The 20,002-nt window shown below is 38.1% G+C and carries 31 protein-coding genes and 1 tRNA gene; 21 read left to right on the top strand and 11 right to left on the bottom strand.

Annotated features, from left to right (window positions below):
* The first annotated feature begins 7 nt into the window (after positions 1-7).
* Together JG735_RS01720 and JG735_RS01715 are read left to right on the top strand one after the other, a co-directional pair.
* Positions 8-265, top strand: coding sequence for a DUF6378 domain-containing protein (locus JG735_RS01720; RefSeq protein ID WP_201335127.1), 258 nt, complete (start codon positions 8-10; stop codon positions 263-265).
* Positions 262-579, top strand: coding sequence for a MazG-like family protein (locus tag JG735_RS01715; protein ID WP_201335126.1), 318 nt, complete (start codon positions 262-264; stop codon positions 577-579). Before JG735_RS01720 ends, JG735_RS01715 begins: the two co-directional genes overlap by 4 nt.
* Positions 580-795: 216 nt before the next feature.
* On the opposite strand, the gene JG735_RS01710 is transcribed toward JG735_RS01715, so the two are convergent.
* Positions 796-1,014 carry a hypothetical protein gene (locus JG735_RS01710; protein WP_201335125.1) on the bottom strand — a complete coding sequence of 73 codons (219 nt, stop codon included), beginning with the start codon at positions 1,012-1,014 and terminating at the stop codon, positions 796-798.
* A 222-nt stretch (positions 1,015-1,236) separates the two neighbouring features.
* On the opposite strand from JG735_RS01710, the gene JG735_RS01705 reads away from it, so the two are divergent.
* From JG735_RS01705 to JG735_RS01675, 7 genes are all read left to right on the top strand, one after another.
* Entirely contained in the window at positions 1,237-1,467 is a 231-nt protein-coding gene (locus JG735_RS01705) for a hypothetical protein (RefSeq protein ID WP_201335124.1), read from the top strand.
* 139 nt (positions 1,468-1,606) lie between these two features.
* The gene (locus JG735_RS01700; RefSeq protein ID WP_201335123.1) at positions 1,607-2,344 is read left to right on the top strand and encodes a Rha family transcriptional regulator; all 738 of its coding nucleotides are present in this window, start codon (positions 1,607-1,609) and stop codon (positions 2,342-2,344) included.
* Positions 2,345-2,364: 20 nt separating this feature from the next.
* Positions 2,365-2,544, top strand: coding sequence for a hypothetical protein (locus JG735_RS01695; protein WP_201335122.1), 180 nt, complete (start codon positions 2,365-2,367; stop codon positions 2,542-2,544).
* Positions 2,541-3,092: a hypothetical protein gene (locus tag JG735_RS01690; protein WP_201335121.1), complete on the top strand. Its 552-nt coding sequence runs from the start codon at positions 2,541-2,543 to the stop codon at positions 3,090-3,092. The genes JG735_RS01695 and JG735_RS01690 overlap by 4 nt, the downstream gene beginning before the upstream one ends.
* Positions 3,089-3,298 (top strand): hypothetical protein, encoded by a 210-nt coding sequence (locus tag JG735_RS01685; RefSeq protein ID WP_201335120.1) that lies wholly within the window; start codon positions 3,089-3,091, stop codon positions 3,296-3,298. Before JG735_RS01690 ends, JG735_RS01685 begins: the two co-directional genes overlap by 4 nt.
* A complete protein-coding gene (locus tag JG735_RS01680; protein ID WP_201335119.1) occupies positions 3,270-3,557 on the top strand; it encodes an HU family DNA-binding protein in 288 nt (95 codons plus the stop codon). Before JG735_RS01685 ends, JG735_RS01680 begins: the two co-directional genes overlap by 29 nt.
* Positions 3,557-4,117, top strand: coding sequence for a helix-turn-helix domain-containing protein (locus JG735_RS01675; protein WP_201335118.1), 561 nt, complete (start codon positions 3,557-3,559; stop codon positions 4,115-4,117). The genes JG735_RS01680 and JG735_RS01675 overlap by 1 nt, the downstream gene beginning before the upstream one ends.
* Before the next feature lie 302 nt (positions 4,118-4,419).
* On the opposite strand, the gene JG735_RS01670 is transcribed toward JG735_RS01675, so the two are convergent.
* Entirely contained in the window at positions 4,420-4,809 is a 390-nt protein-coding gene (locus JG735_RS01670; protein ID WP_201335117.1) for a hypothetical protein, read from the bottom strand.
* A gap of 82 nt (positions 4,810-4,891) precedes the next feature.
* Between JG735_RS01670 and JG735_RS01665 the strand changes: the two genes are divergently transcribed.
* The 10 genes from JG735_RS01665 to JG735_RS01620 all read left to right on the top strand — a co-directional run bounded on the left by JG735_RS01665 (position 4,892) and on the right by JG735_RS01620 (position 10,038).
* The gene (locus JG735_RS01665; protein ID WP_201335116.1) at positions 4,892-5,089 is read left to right on the top strand and encodes a hypothetical protein; all 198 of its coding nucleotides are present in this window, start codon (positions 4,892-4,894) and stop codon (positions 5,087-5,089) included.
* Positions 5,076-5,360, top strand: coding sequence for a hypothetical protein (locus tag JG735_RS01660; protein WP_201335115.1), 285 nt, complete (start codon positions 5,076-5,078; stop codon positions 5,358-5,360). The genes JG735_RS01665 and JG735_RS01660 overlap by 14 nt, the downstream gene beginning before the upstream one ends.
* Before the next feature lie 54 nt (positions 5,361-5,414).
* Complete coding sequence (locus tag JG735_RS01655; RefSeq protein ID WP_201335114.1) at positions 5,415-6,002, top strand: BglII/BstYI family type II restriction endonuclease; 588 nt, start codon at positions 5,415-5,417, stop codon at positions 6,000-6,002.
* 12 nt (positions 6,003-6,014) lie between these two features.
* Positions 6,015-6,644 (top strand): MT-A70 family methyltransferase, encoded by a 630-nt coding sequence (locus JG735_RS01650; RefSeq protein ID WP_201335113.1) that lies wholly within the window; start codon positions 6,015-6,017, stop codon positions 6,642-6,644.
* Positions 6,645-6,692: 48 nt separating this feature from the next.
* Complete coding sequence (locus JG735_RS01645; protein WP_201335112.1) at positions 6,693-6,920, top strand: DNA-binding transcriptional regulator; 228 nt, start codon at positions 6,693-6,695, stop codon at positions 6,918-6,920.
* Positions 6,921-7,095: 175 nt separating this feature from the next.
* Complete coding sequence (locus JG735_RS01640) at positions 7,096-7,281, top strand: hypothetical protein (RefSeq protein ID WP_201335111.1); 186 nt, start codon at positions 7,096-7,098, stop codon at positions 7,279-7,281.
* 141 nt (positions 7,282-7,422) lie between these two features.
* Complete coding sequence (locus tag JG735_RS01635; protein ID WP_201335110.1) at positions 7,423-8,103, top strand: antA/AntB antirepressor family protein; 681 nt, start codon at positions 7,423-7,425, stop codon at positions 8,101-8,103.
* The gene (locus JG735_RS01630) at positions 8,100-8,327 is read left to right on the top strand and encodes a hypothetical protein (protein ID WP_201335109.1); all 228 of its coding nucleotides are present in this window, start codon (positions 8,100-8,102) and stop codon (positions 8,325-8,327) included. Before JG735_RS01635 ends, JG735_RS01630 begins: the two co-directional genes overlap by 4 nt.
* A gap of 324 nt (positions 8,328-8,651) precedes the next feature.
* On the top strand, positions 8,652-8,915 hold the full coding sequence (locus JG735_RS01625) for a helix-turn-helix domain-containing protein (protein ID WP_201335108.1): 264 nt from the start codon (positions 8,652-8,654) through the stop codon (positions 8,913-8,915).
* 40 nt (positions 8,916-8,955) lie between these two features.
* Entirely contained in the window at positions 8,956-10,038 is a 1,083-nt protein-coding gene (locus tag JG735_RS01620; RefSeq protein WP_201335704.1) for a tyrosine-type recombinase/integrase, read from the top strand.
* A gap of 17 nt (positions 10,039-10,055) precedes the next feature.
* Here JG735_RS01620 and JG735_RS01615 read toward each other — a convergent pair.
* Positions 10,056-10,132 (bottom strand) — tRNA-Arg (locus tag JG735_RS01615).
* A 56-nt stretch (positions 10,133-10,188) separates the two neighbouring features.
* Between JG735_RS01615 and JG735_RS01610 the strand changes: the two genes are divergently transcribed.
* Positions 10,189-10,707 carry a phosphoribosyltransferase gene (locus tag JG735_RS01610; RefSeq protein WP_201335107.1) on the top strand — a complete coding sequence of 173 codons (519 nt, stop codon included), beginning with the start codon at positions 10,189-10,191 and terminating at the stop codon, positions 10,705-10,707.
* A 98-nt stretch (positions 10,708-10,805) separates the two neighbouring features.
* On the opposite strand, the gene mqnP is transcribed toward JG735_RS01610, so the two are convergent.
* The gene (gene mqnP / locus JG735_RS01605) at positions 10,806-11,663 is read right to left on the bottom strand and encodes a menaquinone biosynthesis prenyltransferase MqnP (RefSeq protein WP_201335106.1); all 858 of its coding nucleotides are present in this window, start codon (positions 11,661-11,663) and stop codon (positions 10,806-10,808) included.
* 43 nt (positions 11,664-11,706) lie between these two features.
* Here mqnP and miaA point away from each other — a divergent pair, with 43 nt between their 5' ends.
* Positions 11,707-12,606: a tRNA (adenosine(37)-N6)-dimethylallyltransferase MiaA gene (gene miaA / locus JG735_RS01600; RefSeq protein WP_201335105.1), complete on the top strand. Its 900-nt coding sequence runs from the start codon at positions 11,707-11,709 to the stop codon at positions 12,604-12,606.
* On the opposite strand, the gene nuoN is transcribed toward miaA, so the two are convergent.
* Genes nuoN through nuoH form a run of 7 tightly spaced genes read right to left on the bottom strand, consistent with a single transcriptional unit; the run spans position 12,603 to position 20,002 of the window.
* Positions 12,603-14,090: an NADH-quinone oxidoreductase subunit NuoN gene (nuoN, locus tag JG735_RS01595; RefSeq protein ID WP_370583464.1), complete on the bottom strand. Its 1,488-nt coding sequence runs from the start codon at positions 14,088-14,090 to the stop codon at positions 12,603-12,605. The two genes, miaA and nuoN, sit on opposite strands and share 4 nt — an antisense overlap.
* Entirely contained in the window at positions 14,087-15,613 is a 1,527-nt protein-coding gene (locus JG735_RS01590) for an NADH-quinone oxidoreductase subunit M (protein WP_201335103.1), read from the bottom strand. The genes nuoN and JG735_RS01590 overlap by 4 nt, the downstream gene beginning before the upstream one ends.
* Positions 15,614-15,624: 11 nt before the next feature.
* Entirely contained in the window at positions 15,625-17,514 is a 1,890-nt protein-coding gene (gene nuoL / locus JG735_RS01585) for an NADH-quinone oxidoreductase subunit L (RefSeq protein WP_236584127.1), read from the bottom strand.
* Between the two features lie 9 nt (positions 17,515-17,523).
* Entirely contained in the window at positions 17,524-17,826 is a 303-nt protein-coding gene (nuoK, locus tag JG735_RS01580) for an NADH-quinone oxidoreductase subunit NuoK (protein ID WP_012081676.1), read from the bottom strand.
* Complete coding sequence (locus JG735_RS01575) at positions 17,823-18,377, bottom strand: NADH-quinone oxidoreductase subunit J (protein WP_201335101.1); 555 nt, start codon at positions 18,375-18,377, stop codon at positions 17,823-17,825. The genes nuoK and JG735_RS01575 overlap by 4 nt, the downstream gene beginning before the upstream one ends.
* 11 nt (positions 18,378-18,388) lie before the next feature.
* Entirely contained in the window at positions 18,389-19,000 is a 612-nt protein-coding gene (gene nuoI / locus JG735_RS01570; RefSeq protein WP_201335100.1) for an NADH-quinone oxidoreductase subunit NuoI, read from the bottom strand.
* Positions 19,001-19,009: 9 nt separating this feature from the next.
* Positions 19,010-20,002 carry an NADH-quinone oxidoreductase subunit NuoH gene (gene nuoH / locus JG735_RS01565; protein WP_201335099.1) on the bottom strand — a complete coding sequence of 331 codons (993 nt, stop codon included), beginning with the start codon at positions 20,000-20,002 and terminating at the stop codon, positions 19,010-19,012.

Here is a 20,002-nt window from a genome sequence, read left to right as displayed (position 1 = left end):
AGTAGATATGATTGAGCAAATACTACAAGAAAGACAAAAAACACATGGGGACTTCAAAGAGCAAGCAGAAATCTCACAAATACTCAAAGACCAGATAGCCCTCACTGAAGGCTACAAGAGAATGCTAAACTCGACTCAAAGAGAGGCACTGCAAATGATAGCACACAAAATTGCACGAATACTTGCAGGCGATCCAAATGAGGTTGATCATTGGAGAGATATAGCAGGTTATGCAACATTGGTAGTAAAGGAGCTTGAAAAATGAGAGATACATTCAAAAATATTAGACAATGGGCTGATGATAGAAAATTACTCACAAATTCAACACCACAAGCCCAATGGATGAAGCTTAGTGAGGAACTTGGCGAATTATCCGTAGCTATTCAGAAGAACAAAAAAATAGACCAAATTGACGCTTTTGGTGATGTAGTTGTGGTGCTTACAATCATGGCAGCACAGCTTGGACTTGAGCTTGAGGAGTGCGTTAAGGCTGCGTATGAAGAGATTAAGGACAGGAAAGGCTATATGAGCAAAGATGGAGTGTTTGTGAAGGAGAAGATAGAGAATGAAAAACAATGAAATTATTACCAAAGTATGCAAAGAACTCGGAATAGATAAGGATAAGATAGACAAAAGTCCTACTCTAAACAAGATACTACAAGAGTATCAAGAGTATAAGACTTTTGAGAAAGTTCTACAGAGAATAACGGGCGTTGATAGGATATTGAATAATATTAATCGACAGTTTGTGTAAACAAAAAAAAGAGGCATGAGTGAGAGGGGCAAATTACAAATTTAACCTATATCGTCTCTTTTAACCAATGCTTCTATAAATTCATTGGCTTTTGATTTAAATTCTTTAGCTGCTTTTGAGGGATCATCAATATGTTTGACTTGCTCAAGAGCATATTGTAAAGCATAATGAGCATATTCATCTGGCTTAAGAGCAACTGGGAGTAGCTTTCTCATATTACCCTTTGGTGCCAGTTCTTTTGTATTGAAAGAAATATACATTGTTTTCCTTTCTTGCCCCTCTCAAACAAATTATACATAAAGGAGAAAAAATGACATCACCATACGAAGAAAAATTTAGGCAATTCAAAATACGGCTTTTAGATAAAATTATAGATATATTAGACACAATGGACGAAACAGAGAAGATCGTGTTTATTGAGTCGTTTCTCAATGAAGAAACGAAAAATGAAATAATACTAACACTTGTGCTAAAGGACAAAGATGGAAGAAAATATCGTCAAGAAGGTGTGCAAAGAGCTGGGACTAACGTATAGGGAGTTGGCAGAAAAAACTGGATATAAACTCGATACTATTAATAAAGCAGCCTCAACTGGGAAAGTGAGTGAACCTTTGCAAAAAGCTATAGAACTGCTTATTGAGCTTGAAAATACTAAAAAAGAACTTCAAAACTATGAAGAGTTGAAACGAGCTCTTAAAAAGGCACTTGAATAGCACTCGGATTTTAAATCCTTGTGCATAATCAATAAAAATCTACAAAAAACTTGCATTTAATCCATATCAAGCCTTGACATAATTGTATTTTTTACATTATAATCCATCTTGATATTGTAAAAAATCCAAAGGAGTCAAGATGGATGTTGTAAAAGATACTACTATAGTCAAGGTATTCAATGGTGTTCCATCAGTTTCACATATCGTGATTGCAACGCTTTCAGATAACAATATAGAATCTATATCACGTCTTATAAGACAGCATAAATCAGATTTTGAACTTTTTGGAACTCTAAACTATGAACTAATAAAAGTAAAAGCTGGCCGAGGGGCTAGTAGAAAAAAGATTTATTGGCTAAACGAACAGCAGTCTTACCTACTTCTTACATATTTAAAAAATACAAAAGAAGTAAGGGACTTTAAAATCAGGCTCATAAAGGAATATTTTGAGTTTAGGCAAAAAGCCACCCAGCCACCTGCCAACTGCCCCGCAGAAAGATTTGACGCACGCATAAACGGTTACAAAAGCCAGCTTGCCCAACGCAAAAAGCAGATCGAGGAGCTTCAATGGAGAGTTTTGTCTTTGGAAGAGGAGCTTAAACGCTATAAGCAAGGCGGTAAGTATATTCTGCTGGAACACAACGTATTGGATCTCGCAGGCTCTTATGCAAGACTGAGAGAGCAACTCATAGGCACAGCAGAATCGCTCGAATATATCGCCAAAAATGTAAGAGATCGAATAGAGACGGTTGATCAATTCATCAAAGCGATAGAAAAGACATTACCGAAAAGCAAAAACGTTGTTAAGTCCGCCACTAAACATATAAAAACACAAATGCAGTGGCAAGACGTTTTTGTGAAGAATAATATCAAATAAGACTTTGAGGGGGATTTAAAATGAACGTCCAAAAAGGAAAAATTTACCGACTGAAAGACAACATCTACGGCTTTGACAAAGAAGTCAAAGTCGTAAGCATTGACAGCAAATATATCAAACTCATAGGACTACATACTAAAGACACAATGTTCCTCTCAAAAGAAACATTTGAGAGATGCTATAAGGAGGTGGAGCAATGAATACAAAAAAATTATCATATGCTCAATTTAAAACTTCAATACTTTATATCGCTGCATTAAATAGTTTTATAGCAGAGCATATAGCTGATGAAAAAGATAGACCAACATGTGAAATATATCACAATTTTGCATGTTCACTTGCTTTAAGTGTCGCACCACATGGAATTAAAAACGTGTTTGCATTTTTGTATAACTTAACTCAAATAGCTCAAAATACATTAGTGTTAAATGTGGACTTATCCACCCTTGACGAAGAGTATATGAAAGCTTTTGCAGCTTTTCAAGGATTAGTGAATGGAGATTTAACCAAAAGTAGAAGATTAGTAGAAAAATACGGGCTTAAAGAGTATGTAAGCGATATGACAGATAACTTTCTAACTGAAAAAGTAGATGAGTTCATATCGTTTCTGAAAAAAAACAATGTGAAATCTCCGTTTCGCTTCTATGATGAATTTAAAAAATTTAGTAGGAAATATAAGCTAAAGGATGAAACTGAAGAAGTATTGAAAAAATATTATGAAAAATATAAAGATGGAGGATGCAAATGAACAACAGCAATGGACTCCCACCAGATATAGACTATCCATTTGGACAAGAATCGGAAAAAATATGCAAAAACTGCACATGGTACGACGATCCATGGGGCGATGGAAAATATTGGTGTGGTAAACACGATGAGTGGCCAGAACCAAATAATAGCTGCAAAGACTTCAAGGAGCGAGGCAATGATAACCAAAACCCAACTACTCAATGAAATAGCAAATGAGCTATCGGTGGAATACAAAGGAATGACCAAAAAGGCTATAAAAGATATAGCGACTTCCATCCTGGACAAAATCAGCGAACACCTGCAAAACGGAGAGGATATACGAATCATAGGTTTTGCAAGCTTTCGTGTGAGAAAAAAGAAAGGCGAGAGAATAAAAGTGTTTGATTTTGCGACGGGGCAAATCAAAGAGATCACTCTCAAGCGAAATATTGTCACCGCAAGAATATCAAAAAAGGCGAGATGATGGAGTGCGAAGTATATGATCATTGCGTACTGCGCAAAGATTGCGAAACTTGCCCACAATGGTATCAAAGCTATGTAAAAAAATGCAAAGAAAAAGGCGTTCCAGCAACGCAGATGAAAAGAGGCAGTTTCACACCAATGGATGTAACGCCAAAAGGAGAAGATATGACAAAAAAAGAAGCAGCAAAAGAGCTTGGAGTGAGCGTTGCGACAGTGACTACATATCTGTCACAAGGCAGACTCAAAGGCGATGGCAACGGGAATGTAGTGGATGAGAGTATTGAAGAGTATAAACAAAAAAGAGATGAAAATTTGAAGGCACTCAAAGAAAAGAATCAACCCAAAGAAACAGAAACTTTTGAAGAAGCTATGAAAAAAGTCGAGCAAGTCAAACCACACCGAAAAGGAATGAAACTTATCGATCTCCATACATTTGAAGAGGCACTCAAAGCTGCATACCAGCAAGGAAGAGCGGAAGCTTTGAAAGAGCTAGAAAGTGAAGCGATCACGTTGGATGATGTTTTGAATGAATACATCCCAAGAGTGAAACAAGGAGCATGATATGACACAAATAGCATATCATATAGCGGGGGTGATGTGATCAACAATCTTTAGTATATCTATCGTATTTATCGTGGTCCAATAGCCTATGCAATTCTATATAGTCCTCATACAAAAGATACAAAATGCGATAGTTTTTGTTTACTCTTACACTGTAAAGATTGTCTGCGCGCTTGCAGGTAATATGTTTATTATGAAGTGAAGGATGCGATGGATTCTCACATAAAAGTTGAATGGTCTTTTTGACTTGATTGTGAACGGATTTATCTTTTATTTTTGATAAGTCCCGTTCGTATAACCTGCTAGGCCTTATTCTCATTGTTTGCGATGATCAGCCCAAGTTCTCTTTGGGCAATCATAAGTTTATCAAGGATTTTATTGGAAATATCCAAAAGCTCAGCATGAGATTTAATCACGGGAGAGAGTCTGGCGGTAAAAGATTTGAGCATATCGTAATCATCATCAAGCTTGAAAATAAGCTCCTCAAACCTACTTTTATCATAAGTAAGATCATCGATGATATCAACGAAGCCATCTATAAACGCAAGAGTGTGTTTAGCGTGTTCTAAAATCTCTTTGGCTTCATCATCTGTGATAATCTGATTGTTGTGCTGCTGTACATATTCGGTTTTATGCAGCGTTTGGACAAATTTATCTATTGGAGATAAATCGTGATGAATTGCTTCAAACATATCGCTACTCTCAGTGTTTTTATTGGATTATAGCTAAGGTTTTATAAATCTAAGTAAACCTAAATAAATTAAAGGAGACAAGATGACATTTAGAGAAGCCATACAGCAAGTCATAGACAGTATGAGGCACTGGAGCTTGTATGCGGATGACTATTTCAAAGAAAAATACAACTTAAAAGATGACCTCAAGATAGCAGATGAGTTAGAAGAAGCTATAAAGGACAAAAAACACATCAATCTTGATGATGAGATGCAGGAGCAAACCAATGCCAACACTTGACGAACTATATGGCAAAAGCCTTGATGAATACTTTGAACGACTTGATAGTGAGATCGACTGGGAGCGAGTAGCAAAAGAAAAATCCAGGTATTTTGTCCCAGCAAAAAATGAAATAGAGATCAAAATGCTTCAAGAAGCATATGATGAGCTTGCGGCAAAGAATGAAGAACTTAATGAGTACGGTTTACAGCTTGCTATCAATCGCAGACAAGCGATTGTAAAGAAGAGAAAGCATTTGGAGAGGCTAAAGAAATGGAATAAATCCCTATAACGAACAAGGCAAGATAAAGTTTTGCTACAATTCTTGTAAAAAACAGGAATCTTAATGGGGATTGATCTACTGCCATCTTTTATTCTTCAAAATTATGAAATACACGAATGGCGCCACGCTTGTGCCATCCTCAAACAAGACTATCCAAGTGAATGGAAAGATGTTATAGAGATGCTTATGCAATTTAGACTCTATAGGCACGATATTATTACACCTGGTGGTAGAAAGTCTCCAATAGCAAATTTTTTCGATCAATTTTTGTATGAACGTGGGTGGGTTGAAAAAAGGTTTGATACTGCAATAGTAGTAGATGAGAAGCGTTATAATTCACCAACTCATAAAGTTGATTGTTTTAAAAACTCAATAGCTCTTGAAATTGAATGGAACAACAAGGATCCTTTTTTCGACCGAGATTTAAACAATTTTAGGCTTTTGTTTGAATTGCGGGTTGTCAGCGTAGGTATTATAATTACACGATCAGACTCACTGCAATCTATTTTTGACAAACTTGGAAAAGGAAAATCGTACGGAGCCTCAACAACACACATGAGCAAACTTATTCCAAGAATAGAAGGTGGTGGCGGGGGAGGATGTCCAATTCTCGTTTTTGGGATTACAGATAAATTGTATATAGAAAGTTAACAAGGAAACAACATGGATGTCGTTCAGGATTTTTTGAAATCAATAGGTGACAAAAGATTTTACACCATATTAGCAGACCCACCTTGGCAATTTAAAAATAGAACCGGTAAAATGGCGCCAGAGCATAAAAGATTAATGCGCTACCCCACTTTGTCACTTGATGAAATCAAATCTATTCCAGTCAATGAGGTTGCTCAAGAAACAGCACATCTATATTTATGGGTTCCAAATGCACTTCTGCCACATGGGCTTGAAGTGATGGAGGCATGGGGTTTTACATATAAAACCAACATTGTATGGTACAAAGTCAGAAAAGATGGAGGACCAGACAGAAGAGGTGTTGGTTTCTATTTTAGAAATGTAACCGAATTATTGCTTTTTGGCGTAAGGGGGAAAAATGCTCGCACGCTTCAACCTGGACGATCACAAGAAAATATTATTGTGGCGCGAAAACGTGAACACTCACGAAAGCCAGATGAACAATACTCTATAATTGAGTCTTGCAGCCCTGGTCCCTACTTGGAGATGTTTGCGAGGGGCAAACGCGACGGATGGTTTGTATGGGGAAACCAAGCAGATGATTATGAACCTACTTGGAGTACTTACAAATATAATTCAAAAAATATCATATCAGTAACTTAATAATTCTCTCATCTAACACTATTTACACATCAAAGTCAAAGGCTTGAAATGGAAAAAGAAAACATCGTTAAAAAAGTCTGCAAAGAACTTGGAATTACACAAAAAGAGCTGGCGGAAAAAATAGGCGCTGCCGAAGCAACTGTAAGAAACTGGAGCGCAGGCAAAGAAGTGCCCAAATGGGCAATTAAATCTATGGAACTACTCCTAGAAAACCAAAAATATAAAAATCTTGTATCAGCTATAAAAAATCTTCAAAACGCTCTCAAAGAGATATAAATTTTAAATAAATATCTCTCAAAGATAAATATATCTTGACTTTTAATCTCTTTTAGTGATATAATTCTCTTGTTTGCCTATCTGTGAGATACAAAAACTAATAAAAATATCTCACAAAGGCAAATGTTCTTTAACAGTCAAGGGGATTGAGTTTTAGCTGTGTTATAATGAGAAGATGAAAAGAGAAACGATAAAAGAGGCTGGAAAACTGCTACTTGATTTTACAAAAATCATTGTAGCAGTAGCCATTATAGCCCCACTTGTCAAAAGTGGGAAAATGGATATAGCTCCATTTATCTTTGCTACCATTTCGGCAGCAAGCGGGTTGTATCTCATAAACAAAGGAGCTAAAGATGAGTAGCTTAACGATAGCTTCTGCCATTATAGCAATTATAGGCGTTGCTTTTGCACTTTATGTGCATTTTACTACTTCAAAAAAGGCTAAACACGGCTAAACTCTCAAATCCCCTTGACTAATAAAAAATTTAGTCAAGGAGGAACTATGACTATTCCTACATCTACACTTCAAGCAGTCTTACCAATTCAAGATGTGCTTTTTGCAGGTGAAACAGAAAGAGCGGTTAATGCAAGGGATTTGTGGCAAGCATTAGAAATAAAGAAAGATTACTCATCTTGGATTAAAAAACAGATAGAAAGTCTTGATTTAGAAGAAAAAGTAGACTATATCTCATTCACCCAAAAAGTGGAACGAGAAATAGGCGCTACAATTCGCAAAGAATACATGCTTACACTTGACGCAGCCAAACATATAGCAATGGCTTCAAAAACACCTCAAGGCAAAAAAGTGCGCCAATACTTTATCGAGGTAGAAAAAAGAGCAAGACAAGTTAGCCAGACTCCACAATCACCTATGGAGATACTTGAAAACTTTTTTAAAGTTGCAAAAGAGCACGATAACCGCATAGCAAAATTAGAACAGACAAAACGCCTTGAACATTGGCAAGAGAAAAGGCTCAAAGATGCAGTTGATGATAAGGTCTTATCGCTTTGTGACGGGGATCTGAGTAAGCGGAAAGTCATCTATCCCAAAGTGTGGAGACTTGTCAAAGATAGATTCAATGTCCCAAGATATGGAGAAATTCCAGCGGTAGAGTTTGAGGAGGCTCTGAAGTTTGTGCAGAAAATCAGAGCCATAGACCTCATAGAAGGAGTCGCCTCATGAACGGCTCCATCACATACGAAAGCTGGAAGTATTATAGCATAAAATTCGAGCTTATTAATGCAAAACTGCAAATTTTGGCTATGGCATTGGACGAATTTTGCGATTTTCAGGACAAAAGACTCTTTTATGTAAGAGATTGTATTGAAGAACTTGCCAAAGAGTATATGGATATACTTGAAGATTTCAACAACCTAAAAACCATCCATCCACAACCACACAATTAAGCACACTTAGTCCTTTACGGGATTTTTCCCGCTACCATAAAAATCACTTTTAGGTGTATGTCACTATATACCCAGTTGTGATACACATCTAAAATTCCCACAAAATCGGCGTTATAACTTTGCCCTTATTATGTACGGAATAAGGGCATACACTAAACGCATCGAAATCGACACCTTGAACACCACAAGAAAGGATGAATAATGCAGTATCAAGAAATCATTATTAGCCTTGTTATTTCTACTCTTGCAACACTTAGTTTTTTTACAGGGATTGTATTAGGAATACTTAGCTGCAACACTAAAAACAACAAGAAAGGATAACCCATGTCCTATGCAAAAAACAGAATGAAAATAGAACTCAATGATATCTACTTAACAATAGAGGAAGCAGCAGACTATATAAGAGTGCATCCAGATAGTATTTACAAGTTGATAAACGATGGTACTTTTATACTAAATAAGCACTATTACCGCCCAAAAGGGCTAAAAATTATCCGCATCAAAAAAAGCGCCCTTGATGATTTTATGATGAACGCCGAAAGCGAAGCCGAGAAACTTGCTGGGGAGCTGTTGAAAAATGTGTGCTAAAATAACCAAGTCTGCTGGCACCTTCAAAGGAGGTGCAAAAATGGCTTCCGTTTTCACACGAAACGGCGTTCTTTACATTCAATACATGTTCAATGGGCGAAAAGTTCAAAGAAGCACGAAGCTCAAAGATACCAAAGAGAATAGGCAATACATCGAGAAAGAGGTCATTCCTGCGCTTGAGCGCAAACTCGCACTTGGCATAACGGACGATAAACGCTTAATCAAATACGCAAAGCTTTATCTCAATGAAAAAGAGCATCTAAAAACATATCCGCAGCTTGAACGAATAGTGGATGTGATACTGGATCACTTTGGAGCCAATACGGATATAGACAAGATCAAAACCTCACAAATAAGAACATGGTTGAATTCTTTTGATAGAAAGAGATCAACTATCCAGAACTACAAGACGGCTCTCAAAGGCATTTTTGATTTAGCTCTTGAAGATGAAGTAATCGAAAAAAATCCTGCGACGGTTGTGCAAATCAAAAAGAACGAACCAAAGCCGGAGATAGAGCCTTTTTCTCCAGAGGAAGTGAGATCCCTACTCGATAATGCAGAAGGCTGGTTTAGAAACTTTTTGGGTATAGCCTTTTATACCGGTATGCGAACAGGCGAAATAATGGGCTTGCAAATAAACGATATACAAGATGATTATATCATAGTGAGACGCTCTATAAGAAATAGAGTTGTTTCGACAACAAAGACAAATAAAGAGAGGATCGTTCCAATCCTTGAGCCTGCAAGAACATTCATTGAGGATCAGCTTAAGATTGCCAAGGAGAAAAAGACGTTATTCTTATTTACGGATAAGGATAACAAATATTTCCATTCTGCGTGGCAGTTCAAACCATTGTGGAAAAAATTGCTTCGTGCTTGCAAAATTGCTGACAGTAAAAGGATGTATAACACCAGACATACTTTTATCGTTTCAATGCTTAAATCAAACAGCGTGTCTGTGCTCGAATTAGCCCAAATTGTGGGACATGTAGGTCCTGAAATGATATATAAGAATTATGCAAGGTATATCAAGGGAGAGCATCTAAAAATCAATAGGCATTTGGACCCGTTTGCTTGCAAAATTGCTGACAGTTCAAACCTTAAACGAAAATCCAATGCCTAAGAAGTCCCGTAGCACCGTGGCGCGCCCGGAGAGATTCGAACTCCCGACCTACAGAACCGCAATCTGTTGCTCTATCCAGCTGAGCTACGGGCGCAAAAGCGATGGAATTATACCATAATTTCTTTGAATTATAGTAGCAAAAGGGGAAACATGTTCAAAGACAGGAAAGATGCGGGTCAAAGACTGGCATTAGCTTTGGAAAAATATAAAAATAGAAATGACGTTATTGTTTTGGCAATTCCAAGAGGAGGCGTAGAAGTAGGAGCCGAAGTTGCGAAATATCTTCATAGTGATTTCGATCTTTTAATATGTAGAAAACTTGCCTACCCCTTTAATCCAGAAAGTGGATTTGGAGCACTGTGCGAAGATGGCACACTTTATATCAATGAGTATGCACTTCAAGGCGTTACACAAGAGGATATCTATGAAGCGATACAAAAACAGCAAATTGAGATCCGCCACCGCATCCAAAAACTACGAAATAACAGACCTCTCAAAAATATTCAAAACAAAATTGTCATACTAGTTGACGATGGTATCGCAATGGGTTCTACTATGACTGCAGCGATTGAGATGATAAAAAAAATGCAACCCAAAAAGATTGTTGTAGCCGTACCAACCGCCCCCCTGAAGCTGTGCGCTATTTTTCACAAATTGCCGATGAGGTGATAGCCCTTTTCACACCATATCCTTTTTATGCAGTCGTAGATGCATACGAGCGATGGTATGATGTGGATGATGAGGAGGTTTTACAAATACTAAACAATTTAAAAAACTATATCAAGAACGATAAAAATAAAAAAAACGATGCCTAAATAGCCATTGACTGTAAAAAAAGCTCTATCAATTTTTGAAAAATCTTTTGCAACGATTCTATGTTCATACCATAACATCACTGCCGAAACGATAACAGCCAAATAGGCAAAAAATCCAAGATGCGCTTCTACAACAAAAAAGAGCCAAAACAGTATCGTTAAAGCATGGAACAGTTTTGCCAAAAAGAGTGTGCACTCATGACCATAGCGGGATGGAATAGAAAAAAGGCCCATCTCTTTGTCAAATTCCATATCTTGCAAGGAGTATAGCAGATCAAATCCTGCAACCCAAAACATCACACCAATTGCTAAAAAAACACTCCACAATGTTATCTTTGCTTCGACTACCACTACACCAGCTATAGGTGCAAGTCCCAATGAGAGGCCCAAGATAAGATGTGCAAGTTCGCTAAATCGTTTAAAATAGCTGTATCCCCCAAGGATGAGAAGAATAGGAAAGGACAAAACAAAAGCAAGCCAATTGATCATATACGCAGTAGCGACAAATATAATCGCATTGAGTACGATAAAAGTAAGCTGCCACTCCTCTTTGATTCTTCCATCGACACTCGGTCGCGTAGCGGTTCTCGGATTGAGCTTGTCGATATCTCTGTCAAGATACCTGTTCACACCCATAGCAAAATTTCTTGCACTTGCTGCTGCAATGAGCCCCAAAATCAACAATCTCCATCCAAACCAGCCATTTGCAGCTACAATCATAGCAATAAATATAAAAGGAAGACTAAATATGGTATGTTTAAACATCACAAATTCGTTGAAATCTCGTAACAATTTTGCAATCTTTTGCATCACCACTCCATGGATGTTTTTGGTATTATAGTATAATCGCACCATGAAAGAAATAGCAATAATTGGACCTACAGCAAGCGGAAAAAGCGATATAGCCATTGAAATAGCAAATCAATGCAATGCATATATTCTTTCTATCGATAGTCTTAGTGTATATAAAGAGATAGATATCGTATCGGCTAAACCTTCAAAAGAGGAATTGAACCAAATAAAACATTTTGGTATCGATGTAGTGTACCCCAATGAGTATTTTAGCGTCGAACGTTTTATCAAGCTTTATCAGGAGACCAAAAAGTGGTGTAAAAAAAATCAAAAAAATCTCATCATTGTAGGTGGTAGCAGCTTTTATCTTAAAACACTTCTTACAGGTATCTCACCGTTTCCTCAGTTTTCACCCAACATTCAAAAAAAAGTAGCACAAATTATTCGCGATATAGAGAAAGCGTATATCCTCTTAACAAAGATTGATCAAAATTTTGCAAAAAAGATTTCAAAAAATGACCGGTATAGAATAGAAAAAGGATTGATGCTCTATTACCAAACTGGTCTGACACCAACCACTTTTTTTCAAAAAAATCCTCCCACATCGATCAACCAAAATATAGAAATTTATGAAATAGCGATTGACCGTGAAACTTTGAGAAAAAGAATAACACTAAGAACAAAAAAAATGATCGAAAAAGGACTGGTTGATGAAATATGTAAACTCGAAAAAAAATATACCAGAGAACCAAATGCAATGAAAGCAATAGGAATCAAGGAGACATTGCACTATTTAGATGGAAAGATCAAAAACATTTTAGAACTTGAACAATTAATCGCAATGCACACTGCCCAACTCGCCAAAAGACAACAGATCTTCAATAAGACACAATTTACAAAAAAAGTCTCGCTAGAATATAATGAATTGAAAAAGAGAATTGTGCAAGCACTGGCGGATTAAAATCCGCTGATGCTTACATAATTTGTAATAAAGCCAAGCAATGGGGATACAAAAATAAAAGAAAAAATAGTCAATACTGCTGAAATACCGACAATTGTTTTGAGTGACAAAGAAGCATTTTTGAAATAGACCGTCTGACTATCGTTGATTGGATCTCGCATGAACATATACACTACAAGCTTGAGATAGTAATAGGCGCTTATAGCACTATTCAATGCCATGATAAGAGCAAGGATGATATAGCCAGAATTAACTGCTGCACTCATCACATACAGTTTTCCCCAGAAGAGACTAAATGGAGGCACTCCTGCAAGACTGAGCATAAAAATTGCCATGATTGTTGCGGCTACCGGCATGATCTGTACAAGACCGGAAAATTTCTCATATGGATGGTCAAACCGGTCATGCCAAATATTGGATTTGTGTCTCGAAATCCAAAGCATTGTAAAAGCCCCGAGATTGGTGAACAAGAACATGATCCAATAAAGGAAAAGCGCACTGTTTGCCTGTGTTGTGCCTATCATAATTGCCGCCATTACAAATCCTGCATGGCTGATAGAGCTATATGCAAGCATTCTTTTCACATCGTGCTGCACGAGAGCCACGATGTTTGCGAAAGTCATTGTTACCACAACAGCAAGATAGAGAATGTCTCTCACCCATGTAATATCACTGTGGATCAAGAATTCAAACAACCTCATGGCGACAACAAAACCAGCTATTTTTGGCACGACAGACATATACCCCGCAAGTGCAGCACTTGCACCTTCATATACATCCGGTGTCCATGTATGGAAAGGTACCATAGAGAGTTTAAATCCAATAGCAGCAATCATAAACGAAGTTGCAAGCAAAACAACCCATATTGGCTCATAGCCTCTATCTGCAAGTACTTCTGCAATTTTATAGATCTCAACACTTCCGCTCAGACCATAAAAGAGCGCTGCACCAAAAGCGTAAAAGCCAGCTGCGAGTGCACCCATCGTAAAATATTTAATCGCGGCTTCAAAAGATTTTTCTCGGTTATGCAAAGCAATAAGAGTATACAGGGAAAGACTTGCCGTTTCAAGACCTATAAACATCAAGATAAGGTTGTCAGTCGCAACCATAAACTGAAATCCAGAAACCATAAAAAGGAAAAGAGCAAAAAACTCTGGCAAACTGAATTCATGAAATCTTTTAGACGTCAGGGCCAACGGAATGAAAAGCATAGATGCAACTACAATGATAATTTGAGAGATGACAGCAATACCATCTACCAGCATAACATCGAAAAATCCCCGTGTATTTGTCTGTAACCCCACAATGGCACCAAGATCAAGTGCAAGAAATAGAATCGACAACATGACATACAATGATTTATGTAGGTTCTCTTTTACCAAATCGACAATAAGTATAGTCAAACCACCGGCAATTGCAATGAGCATAGGGAAAAGGGTGGCAAGATTGAGTGATTCCAGACTTACTTTAATAGGCTCCATTATTTTGCCTCCAATTTAACTGTATTGTGACTTAAAAGATCTTTTGCTTCTGGTGTGATCGCTTTTTTCTCCATTAGTTGCAACATATTCTCTACACTTTTGTTGATAGGTTTTAACACTGGGTTTGGATTGACACCGAGCCAGATTACAACAACCACCAACGAGATCAATGAAGTCAACTCTTTCCAATTGAGATCAGGAAGATTTCTGTTTTTTTCATTTGTCAAAGGTCCGAAAAATGTCAATTTATATACTCTGAGCATATATGCTGCACCCAAGATAATAGAAAAACCTCCAAGAAATGCAAGAGCAGGAGAAACTTTATAAAATCCCATCAAACTTAAAAATTCACCGACAAATCCTATTGTGAGCGGCAAACCCACAGATGCCATTGTCATAATTCCAAAAATGAGTGCATATTTAGGCATTACTGAAGCGAGTCCACCAAACTCTACAAGTTTCTTTGTGTGTCTTCTGTCATAGATATTGCCCACAAGCATAAACAGAGCACCACTGACTATCCCATGGCTTATCATCAAAAAGATGGATCCTGCGATACCTTCTACGTTCATTGCGAATGTTCCCAAGATGATAACACCCATATGAGAGATAGAGCTGTATGCGATCACCTGTTTCATATCTTCCTGTGCATACGCCACCATTGCCGTATAGATAACCATGACTACGGCAATTACAGCAATCGGCGTGATTAGTGCGATAGAGGCATCGGGAAAGAGTGGCAGTGAAAGTCGCACAAAACCGTATGTCCCCATTTTCAGTAGTACTGCAGCCAAAATAACTGAACCGATTGTCGGTGCCTGCCCGTGGGCATAAGGAAGCCATGTATGGAATGGAAACATTGGAACTTTGATAGCAAGACCCAAGAAAAATGCAAGGAACAGCCATATCTGATAATCATATGGAAGTATGAGTCTATGCCAGTCCGGAATTGCAAAGCTGATTGTCCCTGTCGCCACATAATATAGATATGCCATGAAAAGCATACCTACGAGCATGATAAGTGAACCGAAAAAGGTATATAAGAAGAATTTGATAGCGGCATAAACACGCAGTTCGCTCCCCCAGTAACCTATGATATACAACATCGGTACAAGAGAGAGTTCCCAAAAAATATAAAAAATGACTGCATCCAAAGCAACGAATACACCCACCATTGTCATCTCTAAAAAGAGAAGAGAAATGATCATATTTTTAACATTTTTTTCGATTGTAAGGGAGATTAAACCAACCAATGTAACAAATGTCGATAGCACGATCAAAAACAGAGATATACCGTCAACTCCCAAAAAGTAATTGATGCCATATTCCGGTATAAGAGGTAACTGTTCTACAAATTGGAAATGACCATTATTGTAGTCAAACATCAGCCACAGTATCAACGAAAGAGCAAACTCTATAGCAGCTATTGTTATGCCGTATGCTCTTATGTTGTCCTTTTTAACGATAAAGCCTAGCATACCAGCCAATGCTGGGAAAAATACCAATAGTGACAAAATATGATCCATAAACTCTCTCCTTACCGTACCGGACTATATAGAATGATTAAAACAAGCAGTATTAAAAGACCGATAACCATCCAACGAAGCATCTTGGATAGGTTACCACTTTGCACGACACGTCCAGCAAAACCAGATTTATAGATAACATTTGCTATAAAATCGACAGTCGCATCCACAATTCTTAAATCAAGCTCTTTCCAAGCAATATTGGACAATATTTTGTATGGTTCAGTAAACAGTTTCTCGTAAAGAATAGGAATATAGTATTGATTGTATAGCAGTTTATAGAAAAAGTTCTCTTTCCATTTCTCGCTGAAACCACCATGACTATATTTGTATACAGCAATACCGATACCGGTTAATGCAATCAATGTTGTCAATCCAATGAGTGCAACTACAGCAATTCCATGAGAATGGAAATGATATTCTGGCAAGAGTTTTGTAACAAACTCTTCAAACGAATGCTCAAAGAAACCGGCAATAATCGCCAAAATTGCCAAAGGTGCCATAGCAGCTAACATATACCAGTGTGCTTCATGCGGATGAAATCCATACTTTTTATATCGTTCTTCACCGAAGAAAACAAGCATGATGAGTCTGAAGCTATAAAATGCTGTCATACCAGCGCCGACCCACAGCATAAACCATAAGATGTAATGGTGGGAATCAAATGCAACTTCCAAAATTTTATCTTTTGAGAAAAATCCTGCAAATGGATAGATTCCAGCAAGAGCCAATGATGCAATGACCATCATTATCATCGTCCATTTCATCACTTTGCCAAGGCCGCCCATTTTAAAAATATTGAGTTCATCATCCATCGCATGCATAACATTTCCAGCACCCAAGAAGAGTAGTGCTTTGAAAAATGCGTGTGTCATGAGGTGAAACAGTGCAATCCAGTATGCTCCGAGACCGCCGGCCACAAACATATATCCAAGCTGTGAAAGTGTAGAGTAGGCAATGATACGCTTCAAATCTGTATTTACTAAAGCCATGGATGCAGCAAATACGGCAACAAATGCACCTAAAGTCGCAATAAACAGGCCGATATCAGGAATTTGCGAATAGATAGGAAAAGCTCGTACAACGAGATACACGCCTGCAGTAACCATGGTTGCAGCATGGATAAGTGCAGATACTGGCGTAGGACCTTCCATCGCATCAGCCAACCATGTATGAAGCGGAAATTGGGCCGATTTTCCCATTGCACCAATGAAAAGGAAAATACCCATCATTGTAATGACCGCAATATCTAGAAGGTTAACGTGTGCAAATACAACATCATATTGTAAAGAGCCGATATGCCAATAAATGATAAAAAGTCCGATGAGCATTCCAAGGTCTGCTATTCTGTTCATTATGAACGCTTCATTTGCAGCCCATGACGGACTGATGGATGGGTTCACATCTCTTGTCTCATCTTTCTTGTAATACCAAAAGCCAATAAGAAGCCATGAACAAAGACCTACACCTTCCCATCCTATGAAAAGACCGGCAAAGTTGTCACTCATCACAAGAACAAGCATTGAAAAAACAAACGCACTCAAATAACTGAAAAATCTATTAAAACCGCTGTCATGTTCCATATATCCGATAGAATAGATATGGACAAGCGTTGATACAAGAGTAACAGTTACCATCATGATAGCCGATACCTGATCGACAACAAAACCAAAAGGAATATTGAGTGATCCGGTTGTAATCCAGTCAAATAGTGTCACATGTACAGGCTCTTCAGTCGCTGCAACATGAAAGAGCAGGAGTACGGATGCAATAAATGAGATTGCAAGCAGTGTTGATGTAACAATCCCTGTAAGCAGTTTTTTTGGCTGCATGCCAAATAGTCCTGCAAAAAGCGATCCGACCAGTGGGGAAAATAGTGCTATATATACATATTTTTCCATGCTCATCCCTTACCCGTTCATAGATTGGAGGCTATCTAGATCGATAGTTCCTCTTCGTTTATACCAAATAATCAACAGACCAAGGCCAACTGCCACTTCACTTGCTGCAATGGCAATGATAAAAAATGCAAAAAGCTGCCCAGTCAAATCTCCGTAATATTTTGAAAATGCAGCCAATGCAATATTCACAGCATTAAGTGCAATTTCTGTTGCAAAAAAGAGCATCAGTAGATTTTTTCTACGCAAAATACCTACAAGCGCTATACTAAAAAGTATGGCAGACAATATGAGATAGTGTGTCAATGTAATCATTTGCCAGCCTTTTCTTCGATTTCATGATCAATTTTCAACGTTATACTCTCATCCATCCGTTTACTTGCCAAAATGATACCCGCAATCATAGCCACCAGTAGCATTACAGCAGCTAATTCAAATGGAACCAGATATTTGGTAAACAGCACGATACCAACCGCTTCTGCATTACCAACTTCATCACTGACTGGATACAAAGCATGCACTTTGTCGGAAATAATCGGTGTCAATAGGATAATAACAAGAAGAAGTGCAACCATTCCGGAAAGAAAAAATACGATTTTCTTAGACGGGTTTTTCTCTTTTACATCTTTTGTCGTATCCATAAACATCATAGCAAAAGCATACAGGGCCATAACAGCACCGCCGTAGACTATGATTTGAACGACACCGAGAAAATCCGCATCCAAAAGAAAAAAGAATGCCGATATAAATACCATTCCTGCGGCCAATGCGCTCATGGAATGCAGAGCGTTCTTGCTCATAACAGTCACAGCAAACATAAAAATTGTCAGTGCTGCGAAAAGATAGAATGCAATTGCTTCAACCATCGCTATACCTTTTAATACGCTAATGGCGTTTTTTTGATTAATTTGTCTGCTGCCGGTGTAGGCGCACCAAAACCTGGAAACTCTTTTTGTTCTTTCAATTTGTCAAGTGGTGTGAGCATATCCTCTTTCAATGCAAAATGCGCTCTTTGTTCACTTGCATTTTCATAATCTTGACCATGGACAATGGCAAGCTCTGGGCATACTTCCGCACAATACCCGCAAAAAATACATCGGCCGAAATTAATCGTATATTGTGTTGGTACTTTTCTTCCGTTTTCATCGACTTTTGTATCGATTCGGATACAGTTAGCGATGCAGATCTTTTCACAAAGTCCACAGCCGATACAGCGCTCATTACCACTCTCAAGCAGCCGAAGCAGCTTATGGACTGCCCGATATCTTGGTCCAATTGGAAGTTTCTCTTTTGGATACTGAATTGTATGGATATTAAATCGAATCATTTCCAATAGCGTAATTTTCAAACCGACAAAGAGTTCAAGTTTTACACTTCTTTTCAAAACTCTTTTAAATTTTTCCCAAGGCGTCTTTGGATATGGCTCTATTTTCACTTTATAATAGTTTTGTGATCCATATCTATTTGTAAACTGTTCTAACCCACTCATAATTCCCCCTTAGATACTCATCACAATACCGGTAATCACTACATTGATCACCGCTAGAGGCATCAATACTTTCCAGCAGAGCCACATCAATTGATCCGGTCGTACATGCGGCCAGGATGCCCGTGTCCACAAGAAAAGAAAGAAAAAGAAAAAGACTTTGATCAAAATAGCAATCGCACCTGGAATAAATCCCCAATCATTGAATCCGCCAAGAAAAATGAGACTAACCAAAAATCCTATTGTGAACATGTTTGCATATTCACCGATGAAAAACATTCCCCATCGCATACCGCTATACTCTGTAGCGTACCCTGAAATCACTTCCGCTTCATGCTCTAGTAAATCAAACGGCGTTCTGTTTGTCTCCGCATATCCTGCAATCAAGAAAAGAATAAATGCAAGAGGCTGTTTCCAAATCAGCCAATTTCCTATGCCTCCTGCCTGGTAATTGTTAAAATCCACCAATGAAAGGGACCCTACAATCATCACTGGTGCCAAAACAGAAAGTCCGGTAACAACTTCATAGCTTAAAAACTGGATCGCAGTCCGAGCTGCACCGAGTAACGCCCATTTGTTTCCAGAAGACATACCAGCTAGCAATGGTCCATACAATCCAGCAGCCATTACTCCTAACACAAACAGCAATCCAACATTGATATCAGAAATTATCGGCTTAACCGTATATCCACCGATTGTAAATTCCGGAAACATCGGAATCGCCGCCATAGCGATAAAAGCTGTGGCCGCTGTGATTACCGGAGCTATCATAAAAACAGGGCGTACTGCTCCTTGCGGTACAAAATCCTCTTTCGTAAAGAGCTTGATACCGTCAGCAAGAACCTGTAACAATCCGTATGGTCCTACATGCATCGGACCAAGACGGCGTTGCATAAATGCAAGTACTTTTCTTTCTACATAGGTACCAAATCCGGCCAAAGCCGAAAAAAGCCCCAGTACAATCAGTATCTTAAGAATGGTTGCTATAACAAACGCTGCATCCAT

This window comes from Nitratiruptor sp. YY08-10, from assembly GCF_016629565.1.
Lineage (GTDB): Bacteria > Campylobacterota > Campylobacteria > Campylobacterales > Nitratiruptoraceae > Nitratiruptor.
Note: the sequence above shows the minus strand (reverse complement) of the source record. Positions and strands in the feature narration are given on the sequence as shown.